This window comes from Halosimplex amylolyticum (assembly GCF_051414035.1).
Lineage (GTDB): Archaea > Halobacteriota > Halobacteria > Halobacteriales > Haloarculaceae > Halosimplex > Halosimplex amylolyticum.
The window spans coordinates 246,165-260,022 of the sequence record NZ_JBLKNW010000005.1; the positions used below are offsets into that span (position 1 = coordinate 246,165).

15 protein-coding genes and 1 tRNA gene are annotated in these 13,858 nt (G+C 67.8%); 8 read left to right on the forward strand and 8 right to left on the reverse strand.

Annotated elements, in window-relative coordinates:
* Nucleotides 1-87 precede the first annotated feature (87 nt).
* Together ACMGFE_RS19500 and cysK are read right to left on the reverse strand one after the other, a co-directional pair.
* Nucleotides 88-222, reverse strand: coding sequence for a hypothetical protein (locus ACMGFE_RS19500; protein WP_436926936.1), 135 nt, complete (start codon nt 220-222; stop codon nt 88-90).
* A 258-nt stretch (nt 223-480) separates the two neighbouring features.
* Entirely contained in the window at nt 481-1,434 is a 954-nt protein-coding gene (cysK, locus tag ACMGFE_RS19505) for a cysteine synthase A (RefSeq protein ID WP_436926976.1), read from the reverse strand.
* A 151-nt stretch (nt 1,435-1,585) separates the two neighbouring features.
* Here cysK and ACMGFE_RS19510 point away from each other — a divergent pair, with 151 nt between their 5' ends.
* Nucleotides 1,586-2,677 carry an aminopeptidase gene (locus ACMGFE_RS19510; protein WP_436926937.1) on the forward strand — a complete coding sequence of 364 codons (1,092 nt, stop codon included), beginning with the start codon at nt 1,586-1,588 and terminating at the stop codon, nt 2,675-2,677.
* 322 nt (nt 2,678-2,999) lie between these two features.
* Here ACMGFE_RS19510 and ACMGFE_RS19515 read toward each other — a convergent pair whose 3' ends face one another.
* Nucleotides 3,000-3,311 (reverse strand): HalOD1 output domain-containing protein, encoded by a 312-nt coding sequence (locus ACMGFE_RS19515; protein WP_436926938.1) that lies wholly within the window; start codon nt 3,309-3,311, stop codon nt 3,000-3,002.
* A 162-nt stretch (nt 3,312-3,473) separates the two neighbouring features.
* Nucleotides 3,474-4,124: a DUF7095 family protein gene (locus ACMGFE_RS19520; RefSeq protein ID WP_436926939.1), complete on the reverse strand. Its 651-nt coding sequence runs from the start codon at nt 4,122-4,124 to the stop codon at nt 3,474-3,476.
* Nucleotides 4,125-4,229: 105 nt separating this feature from the next.
* Between ACMGFE_RS19520 and ACMGFE_RS19525 the strand changes: the two genes are divergently transcribed.
* A complete protein-coding gene (locus tag ACMGFE_RS19525) occupies nt 4,230-5,867 on the forward strand; it encodes a sensor histidine kinase (RefSeq protein WP_436926940.1) in 1,638 nt (545 codons plus the stop codon).
* A gap of 54 nt (nt 5,868-5,921) precedes the next feature.
* The gene (gene ncsA, locus ACMGFE_RS19530; protein WP_436926941.1) at nt 5,922-6,941 is read left to right on the forward strand and encodes a tRNA 2-thiolation protein NcsA; all 1,020 of its coding nucleotides are present in this window, start codon (nt 5,922-5,924) and stop codon (nt 6,939-6,941) included.
* Between the two features lie 302 nt (nt 6,942-7,243).
* Here the strand turns inward: ncsA and ftsZ are convergent, their stop codons facing one another.
* The 3 genes from ftsZ to ACMGFE_RS19545 all read right to left on the reverse strand — a co-directional run bounded on the left by ftsZ (nt 7,244) and on the right by ACMGFE_RS19545 (nt 9,524).
* Nucleotides 7,244-8,482, reverse strand: a complete 1,239-nt coding sequence (gene ftsZ / locus ACMGFE_RS19535) for a cell division protein FtsZ (RefSeq protein ID WP_436926942.1) — start codon at nt 8,480-8,482, stop codon at nt 7,244-7,246.
* Nucleotides 8,483-8,485: 3 nt separating this feature from the next.
* Nucleotides 8,486-8,677, reverse strand: a complete 192-nt coding sequence (cdrS, locus tag ACMGFE_RS19540) for a transcriptional regulator CdrS (RefSeq protein ID WP_274325293.1) — start codon at nt 8,675-8,677, stop codon at nt 8,486-8,488.
* 253 nt (nt 8,678-8,930) lie between these two features.
* The gene (locus ACMGFE_RS19545) at nt 8,931-9,524 is read right to left on the reverse strand and encodes a double zinc ribbon domain-containing protein (protein ID WP_436926977.1); all 594 of its coding nucleotides are present in this window, start codon (nt 9,522-9,524) and stop codon (nt 8,931-8,933) included.
* Between the two features lie 158 nt (nt 9,525-9,682).
* Here ACMGFE_RS19545 and ACMGFE_RS19550 point away from each other — a divergent pair.
* A tRNA-Tyr gene (locus ACMGFE_RS19550) sits at nt 9,683-9,756 on the forward strand.
* A gap of 817 nt (nt 9,757-10,573) precedes the next feature.
* Nucleotides 10,574-11,533, forward strand: a complete 960-nt coding sequence (locus ACMGFE_RS19555; RefSeq protein ID WP_436926943.1) for a glycoside hydrolase family 43 protein — start codon at nt 10,574-10,576, stop codon at nt 11,531-11,533.
* 122 nt (nt 11,534-11,655) lie between these two features.
* Here the strand turns inward: ACMGFE_RS19555 and ACMGFE_RS19560 are convergent, their stop codons facing one another.
* On the reverse strand, nt 11,656-12,441 hold the full coding sequence (locus ACMGFE_RS19560) for a formate/nitrite transporter family protein (protein ID WP_436926944.1): 786 nt from the start codon (nt 12,439-12,441) through the stop codon (nt 11,656-11,658).
* A 113-nt stretch (nt 12,442-12,554) separates the two neighbouring features.
* On the opposite strand from ACMGFE_RS19560, the gene ACMGFE_RS19565 reads away from it, so the two are divergent.
* The 3 genes from ACMGFE_RS19565 to ACMGFE_RS19575 all read left to right on the forward strand — a co-directional run bounded on the left by ACMGFE_RS19565 (nt 12,555) and on the right by ACMGFE_RS19575 (nt 13,699).
* On the forward strand, nt 12,555-12,809 hold the full coding sequence (locus tag ACMGFE_RS19565) for a hypothetical protein (protein WP_436926945.1): 255 nt from the start codon (nt 12,555-12,557) through the stop codon (nt 12,807-12,809).
* Between the two features lie 90 nt (nt 12,810-12,899).
* Complete coding sequence (locus tag ACMGFE_RS19570; protein WP_436926946.1) at nt 12,900-13,349, forward strand: hypothetical protein; 450 nt, start codon at nt 12,900-12,902, stop codon at nt 13,347-13,349.
* A gap of 164 nt (nt 13,350-13,513) precedes the next feature.
* On the forward strand, nt 13,514-13,699 hold the full coding sequence (locus ACMGFE_RS19575) for a hypothetical protein (RefSeq protein ID WP_436926947.1): 186 nt from the start codon (nt 13,514-13,516) through the stop codon (nt 13,697-13,699).
* Nucleotides 13,700-13,858: the final 159 nt, after the last annotated feature.

Here is a 13,858-nt window from a genome sequence, read left to right on the forward strand (position 1 = left end):
GAGCGTGCTGTATCGGGATTCTTGACCCGGGTCGAGTGACTCGGAACGCGAGCGATAACACGCGATGAAAGCCCTCGGCGCGCTCGCTCACGGGTCGCTGCGCTCACCGGGCGACTCGCTCCGCTCGTCTCCCGAGCCCTGTCTCACTTCGTTCGACAGGACCCCGTTCGCATTCGAGGTCTCCCTTCGGTCGACCTCGCACTCGCGGTCGCTGACCGGCATATCCTCACTCCGTTCGGATAGGGGCCGCTCAGGCGACCACGGGCTCCGCCTGCGAGCGCGCCTCGCCCTTTCAGTCCGCCAGGGACAGCAGAACCACACGGCACAGCACCGCGCCTCACGCCTCCCCAACCGACTGCGTTGCTCGGTCGCTTCGCTCCCTGCGCTACTCGCCCCTCGCACGGCTTCGACTCGCGGCCTCGCTATCGCTCGGCACGCGCGACAGCGCGCGCCGAAGAGAAGATCCCCGGGGTTTCGATTTTAGTCGTCGGCGGGCGCGGCCTCGTCCGACTCCCAGTAGCTGAGGTTTGCGGGTTCGAACAGGTCGGTCGAGAGGTAGCGCTCGCCGGTGTCGGGGAGCACGACGACCACGAGGTCGTCGGGGCGCTCGCGGGCGACGTCGGCCGCGGCGGCGAGCGCAGCGCCGGCGGAGACGCCGGTCAGGATGCCTTCCTCGCGGGCGAGTTTCCGGGTCGTCTGGACGGCCTCCTCGTGCTCGACGGCGCGGACTTCGTCGACGAGTTCGGTCCGGAGGATCTCGGGGATGAACCCGGCGCCGATGCCCTGGATCGAGTGCGAGCCCGCGTCCCCGCCCGAGAGGACCGGCGACTCGGCGGGTTCGACGGCGACCGAGTCCACGTCGGCGCCCTGCTCCTCCTCGAAGTACTCGGAGACGCCGGTGATCGTCCCGCCAGTCCCGACGCCGGCGACGAAGACGTCGACCTCGCCGTCGGTGTCGTCCCAGATCTCGGGGCCGGTCGACCCGCGGTGGGCCTCGGGGTTGGCGATGTTCTCGAACTGCCTGGCGACGACGCCGTCGCGCTCCTCGGCGATCGCGTCGGCGGCCTGGATGGCGCCGTCCATGCCACCGTCGGCGGGGGTGAGGACGAGTTCGGCGCCGAGGGCGGAGAGGAGCGCGCGGCGCTCCTCGCTCATCGACTCGGGCATGGTGAGCACGAGGTCGTAGCCGCGGGCGGCGCAGGCCGTGGCGAGGCCGATGCCGGTGTTGCCGCTGGTTGCCTCGACGATCACGGGGTCGTCGTCGAGGTGGCCCATGCGTTCGGCGCGGTCGAGCATCGCGGCGCCGATGCGGTCTTTCACCGAACTCGCGGGGTTGAACGACTCGACCTTGCCCGCGAGGTTGTCGGCGAACGAGTCCAGCCACACGAGCGGTGTGTCGCCGATCTCCTCGGCGACGTCGTCTGCGATGTCCATCGTCCCGGAGTTGGCGCTCGCGACGGATTGGCAGTCGCCCTCGACATCGGGGGCTTTGATACCCGACCGGTCTGCCACGCACGAACCATCAGCGAGATTGCAGAACGGTCGTTCGGCAAACCGTTAATTGGCTGCCGGCGGTCTCGTCGATATGGACCCACGAGTCGAGGACCACGCGGACGTCATCGTCGACCACTCGGTCGGGATCGAAGCCGGGGACGAGGTACTGATCTCGGCACCGCCCGAGGCCGAGGACCTGGTCGTCGCGCTGGAAGAGCGCATCGGCGAGCGCGGCGCCCACAGCGTCACGCTCGGCGGCACCAGCCGCTCTCGGCGGGCGTTCATGCGAGCGATGGACCCGGAGGACTACGAGGCCCCGGCGGACGCGCTCATGGCGATGGTCGAGGAGATCGACGCCGCCATCGCAGTCCGCGCGTCGAGCAACACCCACGAGACCAGCGACATCCCGCCGGAGAAAAACGCCGCATACGCGCAGATCATGAAGCCGTTTCAGGACGCATACATGGAAAAGCGCTGGGTCGGCACGCAGTACCCCGCGCCGGGCAACGCCCAGGACGCCGAGATGAGCACGGAGGCCTACGAGGACTTCGTCTTCGACGCCGTCACCAAAGACTGGGACGCCCAGCGGGAATTTCAGGACAACATGGTCGAGATCCTCGACGGTGCCGAGGAGGTCCGGATCGTCTCCGGCGATACCACGGACGTGACGATGTCCGTCGAGGGGATGGTTCCAGTCAACGACTACGCCGAGAAGAACCTCCCCGGCGGCGAGGTGTTCACCGCGCCCGTCCCCGACAGCGTCGAGGGCGAGGTCCTGTTCGACATGCCGCTGATAACCCAGGGCCGCGAGGTCGAGGACGTGCGACTCGTCTTCGAGGGCGGCGAGGTCGTCGAGTTCGAGGCCGCGAAGAACGAGGACGTGCTCGCCGCCGTCCTCGACACCGACCCCGGCGCGAAGCGACTGGGCGAACTGGGCATCGGGATGAACCGCGACATCGACCGGTTCACCTACAACATGCTGTTCGACGAGAAGATGGGCGACACCGTTCACATGGCGCTGGGCCGGACCATCGACGAGAACGTTCCGGACGACCGCGACGACCGCGAGGGCAACGACTCCGCGATGCACATGGACATGATCGTCGACATGAGCGAGGACTCTCGCATCGAAGTCGACGGCGAGGTCGTCCAGCGCGACGGGACGTTCCGGTTCGAGGAGTAGGGAGGTCCGAGCGGAGCGAGGCGCGACTGACTGGAGCGCCTCGGAATTGCGAGCGGTGACCGACGGGAACCGCGAGCGGAGCGAGGCGCGACTGACTGGAGCGCCTCGGAATTGCGAGCGGTGACCGACGGGAACCGCGAGCGGGGAACGAAGTGACCCGCGAGGGCGCGCTTCGACGGCCGTATTTTCGACTGACGCGCGTCCCTGCTGTACCGTGAGCGAAGTGGCCCAGAGTATTCCGGCTAGCGACCGCGGACGAGCCCCGGGCTACCCGGTCGATTTCCCCGAGAATTGGCGATGTCCGAGTCTCCGGTGACGGATCTCAGGACGAGCGGTCGTCGGTCACGGAGGGACGGACGGTGATCCGCTCCCCGTCGACGATCGAGACCTCGTACCCGTGGAAGGCGAACGAGACGCGCAGCGACTCGTCACGGTCGTTTGCTGTGTCGTACAGGGTGTCGAGCGCCTCCGGGTCGACGCTGTCGTACAGTTGCGTCGAGAGCTCGGTCGGTTCGACCCCTTCGACCGTCGCCACTGTTTCGACGACGACCTGGCTGATCGGTTGGTCGTCGGTGATCTCCGTCGTCACGAACCCCGGATCGGTCTCGTCCATGCGTCGAGTTGCCTGACTCATACGTTCGGTCTACTTGCGAGTTACTGGGATACTACGTTGTTATTCACCGCCTATACACCACAGAAACAGATCAACTCGTAAAACTCGGCAAAAAGATCCGGTTTCTGATCGCGGCCAGAACGCGGTTCTGGATCGACCGCTACCGGGTCGGGCGGGTTCCGATCAGACCACGTCACCGCGGACAGTCGCGCCCTCCTGTTCGGCGCGGTACCGTCTGACGGCGTCGGCCGCTTCCACGGCGACGTCCGGCTCGGCGCCGAGCATCTCCAGCGCGCCCGAGAGGGTCGGCAAGACGAACTCCCCGTCCCGGAGTTTCTGGAAGGCGTCCTCGCTGCGCCGACCGTCGACCCACAGACAGGCGCCGCGGGGGTCGAGGATGTTCTCGTAGTTCTCGCGCGCGAGCGCGCCCTCCAGGCGCTGGGTGACGTTGTCGTCGAAGCTGGCGTTGCACACCTCCAGGTGCACCGGTTCGTCGTCGTCGACGAGGTGGGCGGCCAGGCACTTCTCGGGTGCGGCGTAGCCGCTCGCGTTGGTCCGGACGTGTTCCGGGTACTCCGCGGCCCAGTCGGCGCGGACGGTCTCGCCGATGCCCTCGACGTCGAGGGCGAGGTCGTCGGGGTCAGTGTCGTCGTCGTCGCCGAGCAGGATGTCCTTGGTGAGGTAGACGTCGAGGCGTTCGACGGGGTCGAGGCCGAGCGTCACGTCGCCGAAGACCCAGATCTCGCGGACGGGGACGGGCATGCGGTCGTCCTCGACGGTGGCGACGAGGTCCTCGACGCGGGCGACGGCCTCGTCGCGAGAGAGGTCGGTCATCGGAGGAGTGTACCCCTCGGAGGGGGAAAACGGTTTCTCGACGGATCGCCGGCGAAGGCGTCGCGGGAACGGAGGTTTAAGGAGACGGTCGGTCAAGCATAGGCGATGCGACTCCGGACCAGGTTCGCGGTCGCGCTCGCAGTGCTGGCGCTGGTCCTCTCAGCGACGACCCTGGCCGGGTTCGTTCTCTACCGCGACGCGGTCGCCGCGCACGAGCACGACCAGCTGTCGCAGTCGGCCGAGTCGGTCGCGACGCAGCTCGACACCGTGCTCGAGGAGAAAAAGCGGCAGGTTCAGCTGTGGGTCGAGGCGCCCGCGCTGGTCGACCACGGATCGATCTCACAGCAGGCGCGGCTCACCTCCTTCGTCAGGGCGACCGGGTTCAGCGGGGCCTCCGTCATCGCGGCCAACGGGACGATGATGGCGTTGCACTCCCAGGGACTGTCGAACGCCGAGCGAGACAGCATCGTCGGCGGCCAGTTCGGCGGGCGGACGTACTTCCAGCGCGCGATGGAAGGCGAGACGTACGTGAGCGACCCGGTGCGGGCCGAGACGGGCAACTTCATCGTCACGGTGAGTACGCCGCTGTACGAGGACGGCGAAGTGGTCGCGGCGTTCAACGCAGCCTTCCACCTCGAGGCGGGCGACCTGGCCGATATCGTCCGGGCGAACTCCGGGCCGAACCAGGGGATCCGCATCGTCGCCAACGGGTCGACGGTGTACGCGGTGGGACCGATCGGCAGCGGCGACGCGGACGTGATCAGCGCCAACGAGACGGTCACCGGAACGGGCTGGACTGTCTCGGCGACGACGACGCAGGCGGCCTTCGAGTCGCAACTGTGGAGGGTGACGCTGGTCCAGGCGGGGGCGTTCGGGCTGGTCCTCCTCTCGATCGCCGTCTTCGGCGCGTGGCTCTACCGCGAGTTCGTCGGGAACATCGAGCGCCTGCACCGCGGCGTCGGGTCGCTCGTCGACGGCAACTACGGGTCGACCGTCGCGCTCACTGGTGCGGCCGAGTGGACCGAACTGGAAGCGCAGTTCAACGAGCTGAGCGAGACGCTCGCCCAGCGACGGACGGAGGTGATCGTCCTGAACCGCGTACTCCGGCACAACCTCCGGAACGCGATGACGGTCGTCGTCGGGAACGCCGACCGCATCGCCGAGCGAACCGACGAGGAGACGACGGCGATCGAGGCCGACCGCATCCGCCGGCGCGGCGAGTCGCTGCTCGACCTCGCCGACCACGCGCGGGCCATCGAGGGGTCCCTCGGCGCGCGGCCCGAGGAGACGGTGCGCCGCTCGGTCGACGCGGTCGTCGACGAGGTCGCGGCGACGCTCGTCGAGGAGTTCCCGAGCGCGACCGTGGAAACCGATCAATCGGACGCTCCGACCATGCTGCCCAACGGAGACGTGCTGCTGGTCGTCCTCGACGAGCTCGCGCGCAACGCGATCGTCCACAACCACGCAGACGAGCCGAGCGTGCGGATCGCGGCGACGGTCGCCGAGGGGACGGCGCGGTTCACGATCGCCGACGACGGGCCGGGCATGCCGGCCGTCGAGCGCCGCGTCCTGACCGAGCGGTTCGTCGAGACGCCGACCCAGCACGGCGCCGGCCTCGGCCTGTGGCTGGTCAACTGGCTCGTCCACTGGGCCGACGGCGACGTGCGCGTCGACGTCGACGACGGCACGACGGTGACCGTGACCGTCCCCTGCGAACCGCCCGCCGTGGTCGACGCGGAGTAACTCGCCCGGGCGGGAACGAAACCCTGACGCCGCTCGCTCCGGTACGTTCGCCCGATGGACTGCGACAAGTGCGGCGACGAGGCGGTCATGCACGCCGCCTACTCGGGACTCCACCTCTGTGCGGAGCACTTCTGTCGGACAGTGGAGACCCGGGTCCGTCGGCGCGTCCGCGAGGACAACCTCATTCCGCGCTCGGCCACGCCGGAGGACCCGGAGACGTGGGTGATCGGCCTCTCCGGCGGGAAGGACTCGGTCGTCCTCACGCAGGTGCTCCACGACACCTTCGCGGAGGACCCCCGGATCGAACTCGTCGCGCTCTCGATCCACGAGGGCATCGAGGGATACCGCGACGAGTCCCTCGACGCGTGCGAACAGCTCACGGCCGACCTCGACGTCCGCCACGAGGTGGTGTCCTACGCCGAGGAGTTCGGCGTTCGGATGGACGACGTGGTCGAGGAAGATCCCGAGGGGATGGCCGCCTGCGCCTACTGCGGCGTCTTCCGCCGCGACGCCCTCGAACGCTACGCCGAGAAACTGGGCGCGGCCAAGCTCTTCACCGGACACAACCTCGACGACGAGGCCCAGACCGCCCTCATGAACGTCTTCGAGGGCGACGTCCAGCAGATGGCCAACCACTACGACGCCTCGCTCGGGCCGTTCCCGGAGGAAGACCGGGACGGGAACCCGGTCGAGGACCCGGTCGATCCGACCGAGCGGCCGCGCCAGCCACAGGACCACCACGTCCCGCGAGCGAAACCGCTCCGGGACGTGCCCGAGAAGGAAGTCGCGCTCTACGCGCACCTGCAGGACCTGCCCGCCCACATCACGGAGTGTCCTCACGCCGAGGAGGCCTACCGCGGCGAGGTCCAGGAACTGCTGCTCGGGATGGAAGAGAACCACCCGGGAACGCGCCACTCGATCATGGCGGGGTACGAGAAGCTGGCCGCGCTCGCCGCGAGCGCGTTCGGCGCGGCCGAGCCGGCCGACTACGGCGAGTGCGGGGTCTGCGGGGCGCCGACCGGGCGCGAGGTCTGCCGGAAGTGCGACCTGCTGGACGCGCTCGAAGCGGCCTGACCGGCGCCGCGGCGACTGTTCTCCCGTCGAGTCGCGACTCTTCGGCGTATCCGTGAGACGAGTCAGACAGTCCGACGAGTCAGGCGCTCCGACGAATCAGACAGTCCGACGAGTCAGACAGCGCGTCGAGCGGCGAGCGAGTCGAGTCAGACGGCGTCCGACGGACCAGTGGTGGGGCCGAGGCCGTCCGACGCGTCGGACGGCGTCGTCACTCGGCGGGCGAAAACGGAAGAGAGTGGGTCGAACGGTCCCTGGAAACAGTGGAGGGGTCTCCAGAGGGGGGTCGGTCGACCCGGGAGCCGTTAATCCGGGCGGATGACGTCCAGCCCGTTGTTCTTCTCGAGGCTGTCTCGGCCGCCGTCCGTGTGGCCGTAGCCGGGGTCGCCGCCAGCGCTGCCGCCCGCACTGCCGCGGCCGCCGGCCTCGTTGCCGAAGTCCGTGTCGATGTTCTGGCTGGCGTCGAAGGACGTGTCGTCCACGTCGTCGAGCGCCTGCCGCGACTTGTCGGCCTGCTTCTGGGTCGTCGGGCCGAGCACCTGCGCGGACTTGACGCCGGTCATGATGGCCATGACCCGCACCTTGCCCTTGTACTCCTCTTCGATGCGCGCGCCCCAGATGACGTTCGCGCTCGCGTCGAGGCGCTCGGTGATGTTCTGGGCGATGCCCTCGGCCTCCTTCAGCGCGAGGTCGGGACCGCCGGTGATGTGGACCAGGCCGCCGGTCGCACCGCGGTAGTCCACGTCGAGCAGCGGGTGATTCATCGCGTCCTTGACGACCTCCTCCGTCTTGTTCTTGTCCTGGGTCTCGCCGACGAGCATCACCGCGACGCCGCCCTGGTTCATGATGGCGGTCATGTCGGCGTAGTCCAGGTTGATCAGCGAGGGCTGGGTGATCGTCTCCGAGATGCCCTTGACGGTCTCGGCGATGATCTGGTCCATCACGGAGAACGCCTTGCCGATGGGCAGGTTGGGGACGTAGTCCAGCAGGCGGTTGTTGTCCAGCACGATGATGGAGTCGGCCTCACTGCGGAGGTTCTCCAGGCCTTCCTCGGCCTTCACCGTGCGGGCGCGCTCGACGTTGAACGGCGTCGAGACCATGCCGACCACGATCGCGCCCTGGTCTTTGGCGATGTTCGAAACGACGGGGGCGGCACCGGTACCGGTCCCGCCACCCATGCCGGCGGTCACGAAGACCAGGTCGGCGTCGCCCAGGACCTCCTCGATGGTGCCCTGCGCCATCTCGGTGGCGCGCTTGCCCATCTCGGGGTCGCCGCCGGCGCCGAGGCCGGACGTCAGCGACTTGCCGACGAGGATCTTCGTGTCCGCCTCGATCATCTGCAGGTGCTGTTTGTCGGTGTTGATGGCGACCGTGTCGGCACCGTCGACGCCGATGTTGTACAGGCGGTTGACGGTGTTGTTGCCGGCGCCACCACAGCCGACGATGACGATCCGCGGGTCTCCGAATCCGTCGCCCTCGGCCTCGTCCATCTGCTGTTGCTCCTGCTCGTCTCGCTCGAGGGCTTCCTTGACGATGTCCTGCATCGATCAGGCCCTCTGCTGCCAGCTACGGCGCTTTCGCTTCTCCGACGGGCGCTCTTTGCCCCCGTCCTGCTCATTTAGTTTCTCGCGGACGGCCGCCCGGATCGCCTCGCTCCGGTTGGGGTACTCCCCCGTTTCGACCATTCGCTCGACCTCTTCGATCTGCTGCTTCGGAATCCGTAGTGTCACACGCTCCATGTTTTTGATCGTTCCCCTTGGGTAAGACGGCGTTCGCGGACGCGTTCGTCCGTTCGTCTTACACGGCGGCATCGCCGTCCTATTCGACGTAACCGCCCGAAGGCGCGGGTCACACGTCCGCGCTCCGGCCCGTGTAAGACGACCGTCTTACGCAAGCATTACATCTGGGTGTGGCATTATAAAGGTTGCGGCGAACGTCATACACTCGCGCGTTTACGACGTTTCACGCCCTCTGGGTGGCGTTTACGGCGTATCACGTCTGGTCGAGCACGTCGGCAGCCGGCGTCCGTCGACCGCAGCCCGGGCAGAAGGCCCAGTCCGACCGGAGTTCGTCCCCGCAGTCGCAGAATACCCGGTGAGAAGCCTTCTCTCCGCAATTCGGGCAGTAAACGTGCCCATCGGAGATGGTTTCGCCGCACTGCGTGCAGGGCCGGTCGTCGTTTTCGAGGGCGTTTTCGTCCGTCTCGCCGCCCGTCTTACGCGCTCGTTCGGTGTTAGACGCGTCTGTCGTCGAGCCGACGGACGCGTCCGACGCCTCGGCCGATGCGGCGTGTTCGCCGTCGAGGGCGATGTTTACGTTGATGTCCTGCGGGCTGGACGGTGTAAACGCTTCGTCCAGCCGGTCGCCGACGATGGCGTCGACGCGCTCGGCGATGAGGTCGTCGATGGAGTCGGACGCTTCGGTCGCGTCCGCGGTCGGGTCCGACGCCGCCGCGCTGGGCTGGGCGTCGGACGCCTCGTCGAGGTACTCCCGCAGGGCCTCCCGCATGATCTCGCTCTTCGAGGCGTCGAACTCCTCGAGTTGCTCGATGAGATCGTCGTCCGCGCGGAAGGTGATCTTGCTCATTCGGCTCGTCATAGTCGTTGTCCTCCGGGTATTTCAATCTTCCCGCCTGTCTGACGCCCGTCTGCCGTCCGGCGGGCGTCGTGGGACTGGTTCACACTCTCACTCCGGCCGGAAGTCAAAACGGTTAAGTCCGGTACAGCGGCTACCTGCATGTGCGTCCGCCCTTAGCTCAGACTGGTAGAGCAGTCGACTGTAGATCGACTTGTCCCCCGTTCAAATCGGGGAGGGCGGACTGACATTGCTGCCGCCTGCGACCGAAGGGAGCCAGCGGCAGCTATTCTGTTCACACACGAACCGATTTGAACACGCCAGTCGCAGCCCCGCGCAGGCGAGCGAACGCGAGCCGAGCAGGAACGTCTGGCACCGGTTCAAATCGGGGAGGGCGGATACTTTTCGCGCCGCTCACTCGCGAGCGGCGCGTGTGTATTCACACAGGACCCGATTTGAACACGAGAGTCGCAGGCCCGGAACGGCGCACCCCGTGCGCCGCACGCCCGGAACGTCTGGCACCGGTTCAAATCGGGGAGGGCGGACTCCCTTCCCTGTCGAATCATAGCCGAGAGGGGTCGTCCTGTCGTTCGATTCTGTCTCGTCGAGTCTGGATCGAACAGGTCACCTGACTCGGGTGTCCGCCGTCGTGCGTTCGCGTATAGCAGAACGCGTCGGGGGAACGAGACTCTTGGTCCGGAGCCACGTACTGCTGTCAGTCGAGCGCGCCAGCCCCAGTGCCGTGGTTTGTCGCTCTATTTGCGCTGTCTGCTCAGACGGGGGTCACTCCGACTCCGAAACTACCCCTGCTCTGCAACCGGCCACGTGCGCTCGGTGGTCTGCGAGAGCTGTCACTGAGTGTGACTCGTCTCTCGGAATCGACCACGCGGGACTCGCCCGAGGACACAATACCGGGGAGTTCCGATAGAGTGCTTCTTCCGCTAGCGCCATCGCCGCCGTCCGTCTGGCCGCGAAGGGGCGCGACGCTGCCGTCCTCGACGCCGACCGCTGACCGTACGCGGGGCGGTATGTTTATTTTCTCACGGTCTCGACGCGTGGGCATGCACGGGCGACCGACGACGAGACGGGCGTTTCTCCGTACCGGACTGTCGACGAGCGGTGCGGCGACTGGCGTCGCGCTCGCCGGGTGTGCGTCGCTCACTGGGACCGACCGCGCGTTCGTGCTGTCGTTTTTCCGCACCGGCGCGGAGGCGATGCACCTCGCGGTGAGTACGGATGGCTACGGATGGGAGACGCTGAACGGCGGCGACCCCGTGCTGCAGGGGTCGGTCCGGACGGAGACCCTCCGGGACCCGTTTCTCTTCGAGGACCGGGATGGGACCTTCCACTTGCTCTCGACGGACGGGTGGGAGAGCCAGTACATCGTCCACGCGACGTCGCCGGACCTCGTGGAGTGGAGTGACCAGGAGGCGTTCCCGGTCGTGACCGACGTCGACGGCGCGAAAAACGCCTGGGCGCCGGAGTGTTATTACGACCGCGAGACCGGCGAGTACCGCCTGGTCTGGTCCTCGACTGTCGAGACCGACTCGGGGGAGGAGTACGACAACCGGATCTGGTCTGCAACGACGGACTTCGAGACGGTCGGACCGGCCGAGCGGTTCGTCGACCCGGGGTTCGAGGTGATAGACGCAACCGTCGCTCATCACGACGGGACCTACCACATGGCGCTCAAGGACGAACGCGGCGTGAACGAACTGGACACCGACTACAAGGCGATCAGGACGGCGACTGCGGCGGACGGCGAGGGGCCCTTCGACGACCTCTCGGAACTCGTGACTCCCTCCCCCGTGGAGGGCCCGACGCTCTTTCGCAACGAGGGGGAGTGGTGGCTCTTCTACGACTACTTCCTGGAGGACCGCTACGGCGCCTCGCGCAGCGAGGACTTCGAGACGTGGGAGACGTTCGGCGACGAGGTCGACTTCCCCGCGAAACCCCGGCACTCGTCGGTGTTGGCGGTCGACGCCGACGTCGTCGAGGGCCTGCGGGACGCCTGGGCGTGACGATGGCGCCGGAGCGAGCGGGACCGTCTGGCATCTTGTCGAATCGGGGAGGGCGGAGATGGCTTCCCGTTCAACTACGACGCGGAGCGACGCCCTCGACACTCGGGCCACGCCGATGGGGGTCACTCCTTGGACTTCTCGGCGCCCCTCCCCTGCGTGACGTGAGTGAGCGTGACGAGGCCGAGCCCGCCGACGACGTTGCCGGCGGTGACGACGGCCGTCATCGCGCCCAGCGAGCCCACTTCGATCGGCGCGCCGAGATAGATCCCGAGGACGACGTGGATGAGGGAGACGACGACGTGGTCGAAGGGGCCGAGCGCCAGCATGAAGCCGACCGCGTACGTCAGGGAGAGTTTGCTGCCGTCGCCTCGTACGGCGACGATGAGGAAGGAGAGCAGGCTCACAAGCGCCCCGCCAGCGATGCCGCGGGCGAACCAGGCCATCGGCGTGCGGCTCGCCATGTCTTCGGCGATGGTGCGCAGGATCTCGGTCGACTCCGGCGGGATCGCTCCCTCGACCGCGAAGACGAGTGCGAAGAGGCTGCCGCCGACGACGTTGACGGCGAACGTGACGACCCACAGGCGAACTAGCGCGGGAACGGCGGAGAACCCGGAGCGCGCGACTGCGGCCGCGGTCGGATCGGCGAAGTTCTCGTTGAACAGTTCGGTCCGGCCGGCGACCAGGAAGACGAGGCCGACGCCGAACGCGAGCGCACCGGCGACCTTCGCGACGTGGCCGAGCGTCGGCTCGACGAAGGCCTCGACGATGCCGAGCGCGACGACGCCGAAGACGATCGTGAACCCGGCGATGAAGCTCGTCGAGACGAGTTCCAGTATCGGCTGGTCGAGGCGGCGCTCGCCCTCCTCGACCGACCGCTCGAATATCTCTTCGGGCGTACGAGGGGACACGGTTCGAATTGGCGTTCCGGGCGGAAAAGCCGCGGGCCGGCGATAGAGCGCCGTACGTCGGCCTTGCGAGTGCGCGCCGGGACGCCAATCAAGTCCTCTCCGTAGTGGGAGCGATGACACCACGACTGCGAACGGTCTTCGGCGTCCTCGCGCTGGCGGCGCTGGTGGTCTGTGCGGGTTGCGGGGAACCGGGCGGTGCCGTGACCGAGGCCGGCGACGACGAGACCGCGACGACAGACAACGACGCGGGCGCGGAACCGATCGCACCGAACGGGACCGAGTCCGAGCGGACGGCGACCGGCGAACCGACCGCGACGCGGACAACCCAGTCGAGCGTCGGCGGTGTCGCGGTCGGCGGCGGCGTGTGAGCGGTCGACGGCCGCGATGAGAGGCTGAGCCGGTGGGGCGCTGACCGGGGTCGCCACCGAGCGTAAACCGCTGGGACTCGAACCAGTGGTATGGACGAGATCGAACTCGGCCAGGCGACGATCGTCTACGAGGACCCCGACGACGGGACGACCGAGGTCACGGTCGACAACGAGGAGGTCGTGTACGCGCGCGACCACTGGATGCTCCGCTCGGGTTCGGACGACGAGGGCAACGACCTGATGAAACAGATCCCCCGGGATCGGGTCTACCGCGTCGACCGGAACGTCGAGCGCTTCGAGGAGGAAGCGTCGACGATGCGCCACCGCGTCGAGTCGCTGGCCAACGAGGTCCGCGACCGGATCCCCGTCGGCGGCGACGGCGACCGACGCTCTCCCGGCGGGAGCGGCCGGCGCTCACCCGGCGGGAGCGACGAGGGGCCGACGCGCGTCCCCGTCACCGAGGGCGAGGGACGGGACGAGACTGGAGACGAGGGACAGGACCAGACCGAGGACGAAGGACGGGACCGCACCGGGGAGTGACGGCGGGTCGGGCCCGACAGACTCCCGGACGGCGACGGCGCGGGACGCCCGCGGACGGCCGGAGCGGAAAACGGGCGACAGCGCGCCGACGGCGTTCGAGGCGACCGTTTTCGCGGGGTGTAAACTATCCTCGCTCTTTTTAGTGGGTGCGGCCTTGTGATCAGATGGTCACGATGGGCGTCTTGGAACGGGCCAAACGCGCTTCAGGGTTGTCGCACTCGGAGGTGCGCCCGTACATCTGCGTCAACTGCGAGGCGCAGTTCGACGTGCAGTATCACACCTGTCCGGCCTGTGGGAAGTACGACGTCCGACGGGCCAAGTGGATGGACGCGGACGGTGCGGACCGCTGACGACGGCCGCCCTTGCGCCTCCGCGACGACTCAGGCCTGCCCGAAGCCGAGCGCGCGGCCCCACCCCATGTGACCCGGGGCTATCCGGCCCACGCGATCCATATTTATCGAGGGCGCGATTCGATGACCGTAGTGACGACCGCGAGCGACCGGATTCCG

What these genes read in the sequence shown, in the direction of transcription:
- ACMGFE_RS19500 (WP_436926936.1), bottom strand. Translation starts at nt 222, where the DNA reads ATGCCGGTCAGCGACCGCGAGTGCGAGGTCGACCGAAGGGAGACCTCG.
- cysK (WP_436926976.1), bottom strand. Translation starts at nt 1,434, where the DNA reads ATGGACATCGCAGACGACGTCGCCGAGGAGATCGGCGACACACCGCTC.
- ACMGFE_RS19510 (WP_436926937.1), top strand. Translation starts at nt 1,586, where the DNA reads ATGGACCCACGAGTCGAGGACCACGCGGACGTCATCGTCGACCACTCG.
- ACMGFE_RS19515 (WP_436926938.1), bottom strand. Translation starts at nt 3,311, where the DNA reads ATGAGTCAGGCAACTCGACGCATGGACGAGACCGATCCGGGGTTCGTG.
- ACMGFE_RS19520 (WP_436926939.1), bottom strand. Translation starts at nt 4,124, where the DNA reads ATGACCGACCTCTCTCGCGACGAGGCCGTCGCCCGCGTCGAGGACCTC.
- ACMGFE_RS19525 (WP_436926940.1), top strand. Translation starts at nt 4,230, where the DNA reads ATGCGACTCCGGACCAGGTTCGCGGTCGCGCTCGCAGTGCTGGCGCTG.
- ncsA (WP_436926941.1), top strand. Translation starts at nt 5,922, where the DNA reads ATGGACTGCGACAAGTGCGGCGACGAGGCGGTCATGCACGCCGCCTAC.
- ftsZ (WP_436926942.1), bottom strand. Translation starts at nt 8,482, where the DNA reads ATGCAGGACATCGTCAAGGAAGCCCTCGAGCGAGACGAGCAGGAGCAA.
- cdrS (WP_274325293.1), bottom strand. Translation starts at nt 8,677, where the DNA reads ATGGAGCGTGTGACACTACGGATTCCGAAGCAGCAGATCGAAGAGGTC.
- ACMGFE_RS19545 (WP_436926977.1), bottom strand. Translation starts at nt 9,524, where the DNA reads ATGAGCAAGATCACCTTCCGCGCGGACGACGATCTCATCGAGCAACTC.
- ACMGFE_RS19555 (WP_436926943.1), top strand. Translation starts at nt 10,574, where the DNA reads ATGCACGGGCGACCGACGACGAGACGGGCGTTTCTCCGTACCGGACTG.
- ACMGFE_RS19565 (WP_436926945.1), top strand. Translation starts at nt 12,555, where the DNA reads ATGACACCACGACTGCGAACGGTCTTCGGCGTCCTCGCGCTGGCGGCG.
- ACMGFE_RS19570 (WP_436926946.1), top strand. Translation starts at nt 12,900, where the DNA reads ATGGACGAGATCGAACTCGGCCAGGCGACGATCGTCTACGAGGACCCC.
- ACMGFE_RS19575 (WP_436926947.1), top strand. Translation starts at nt 13,514, where the DNA reads ATGGTCACGATGGGCGTCTTGGAACGGGCCAAACGCGCTTCAGGGTTG.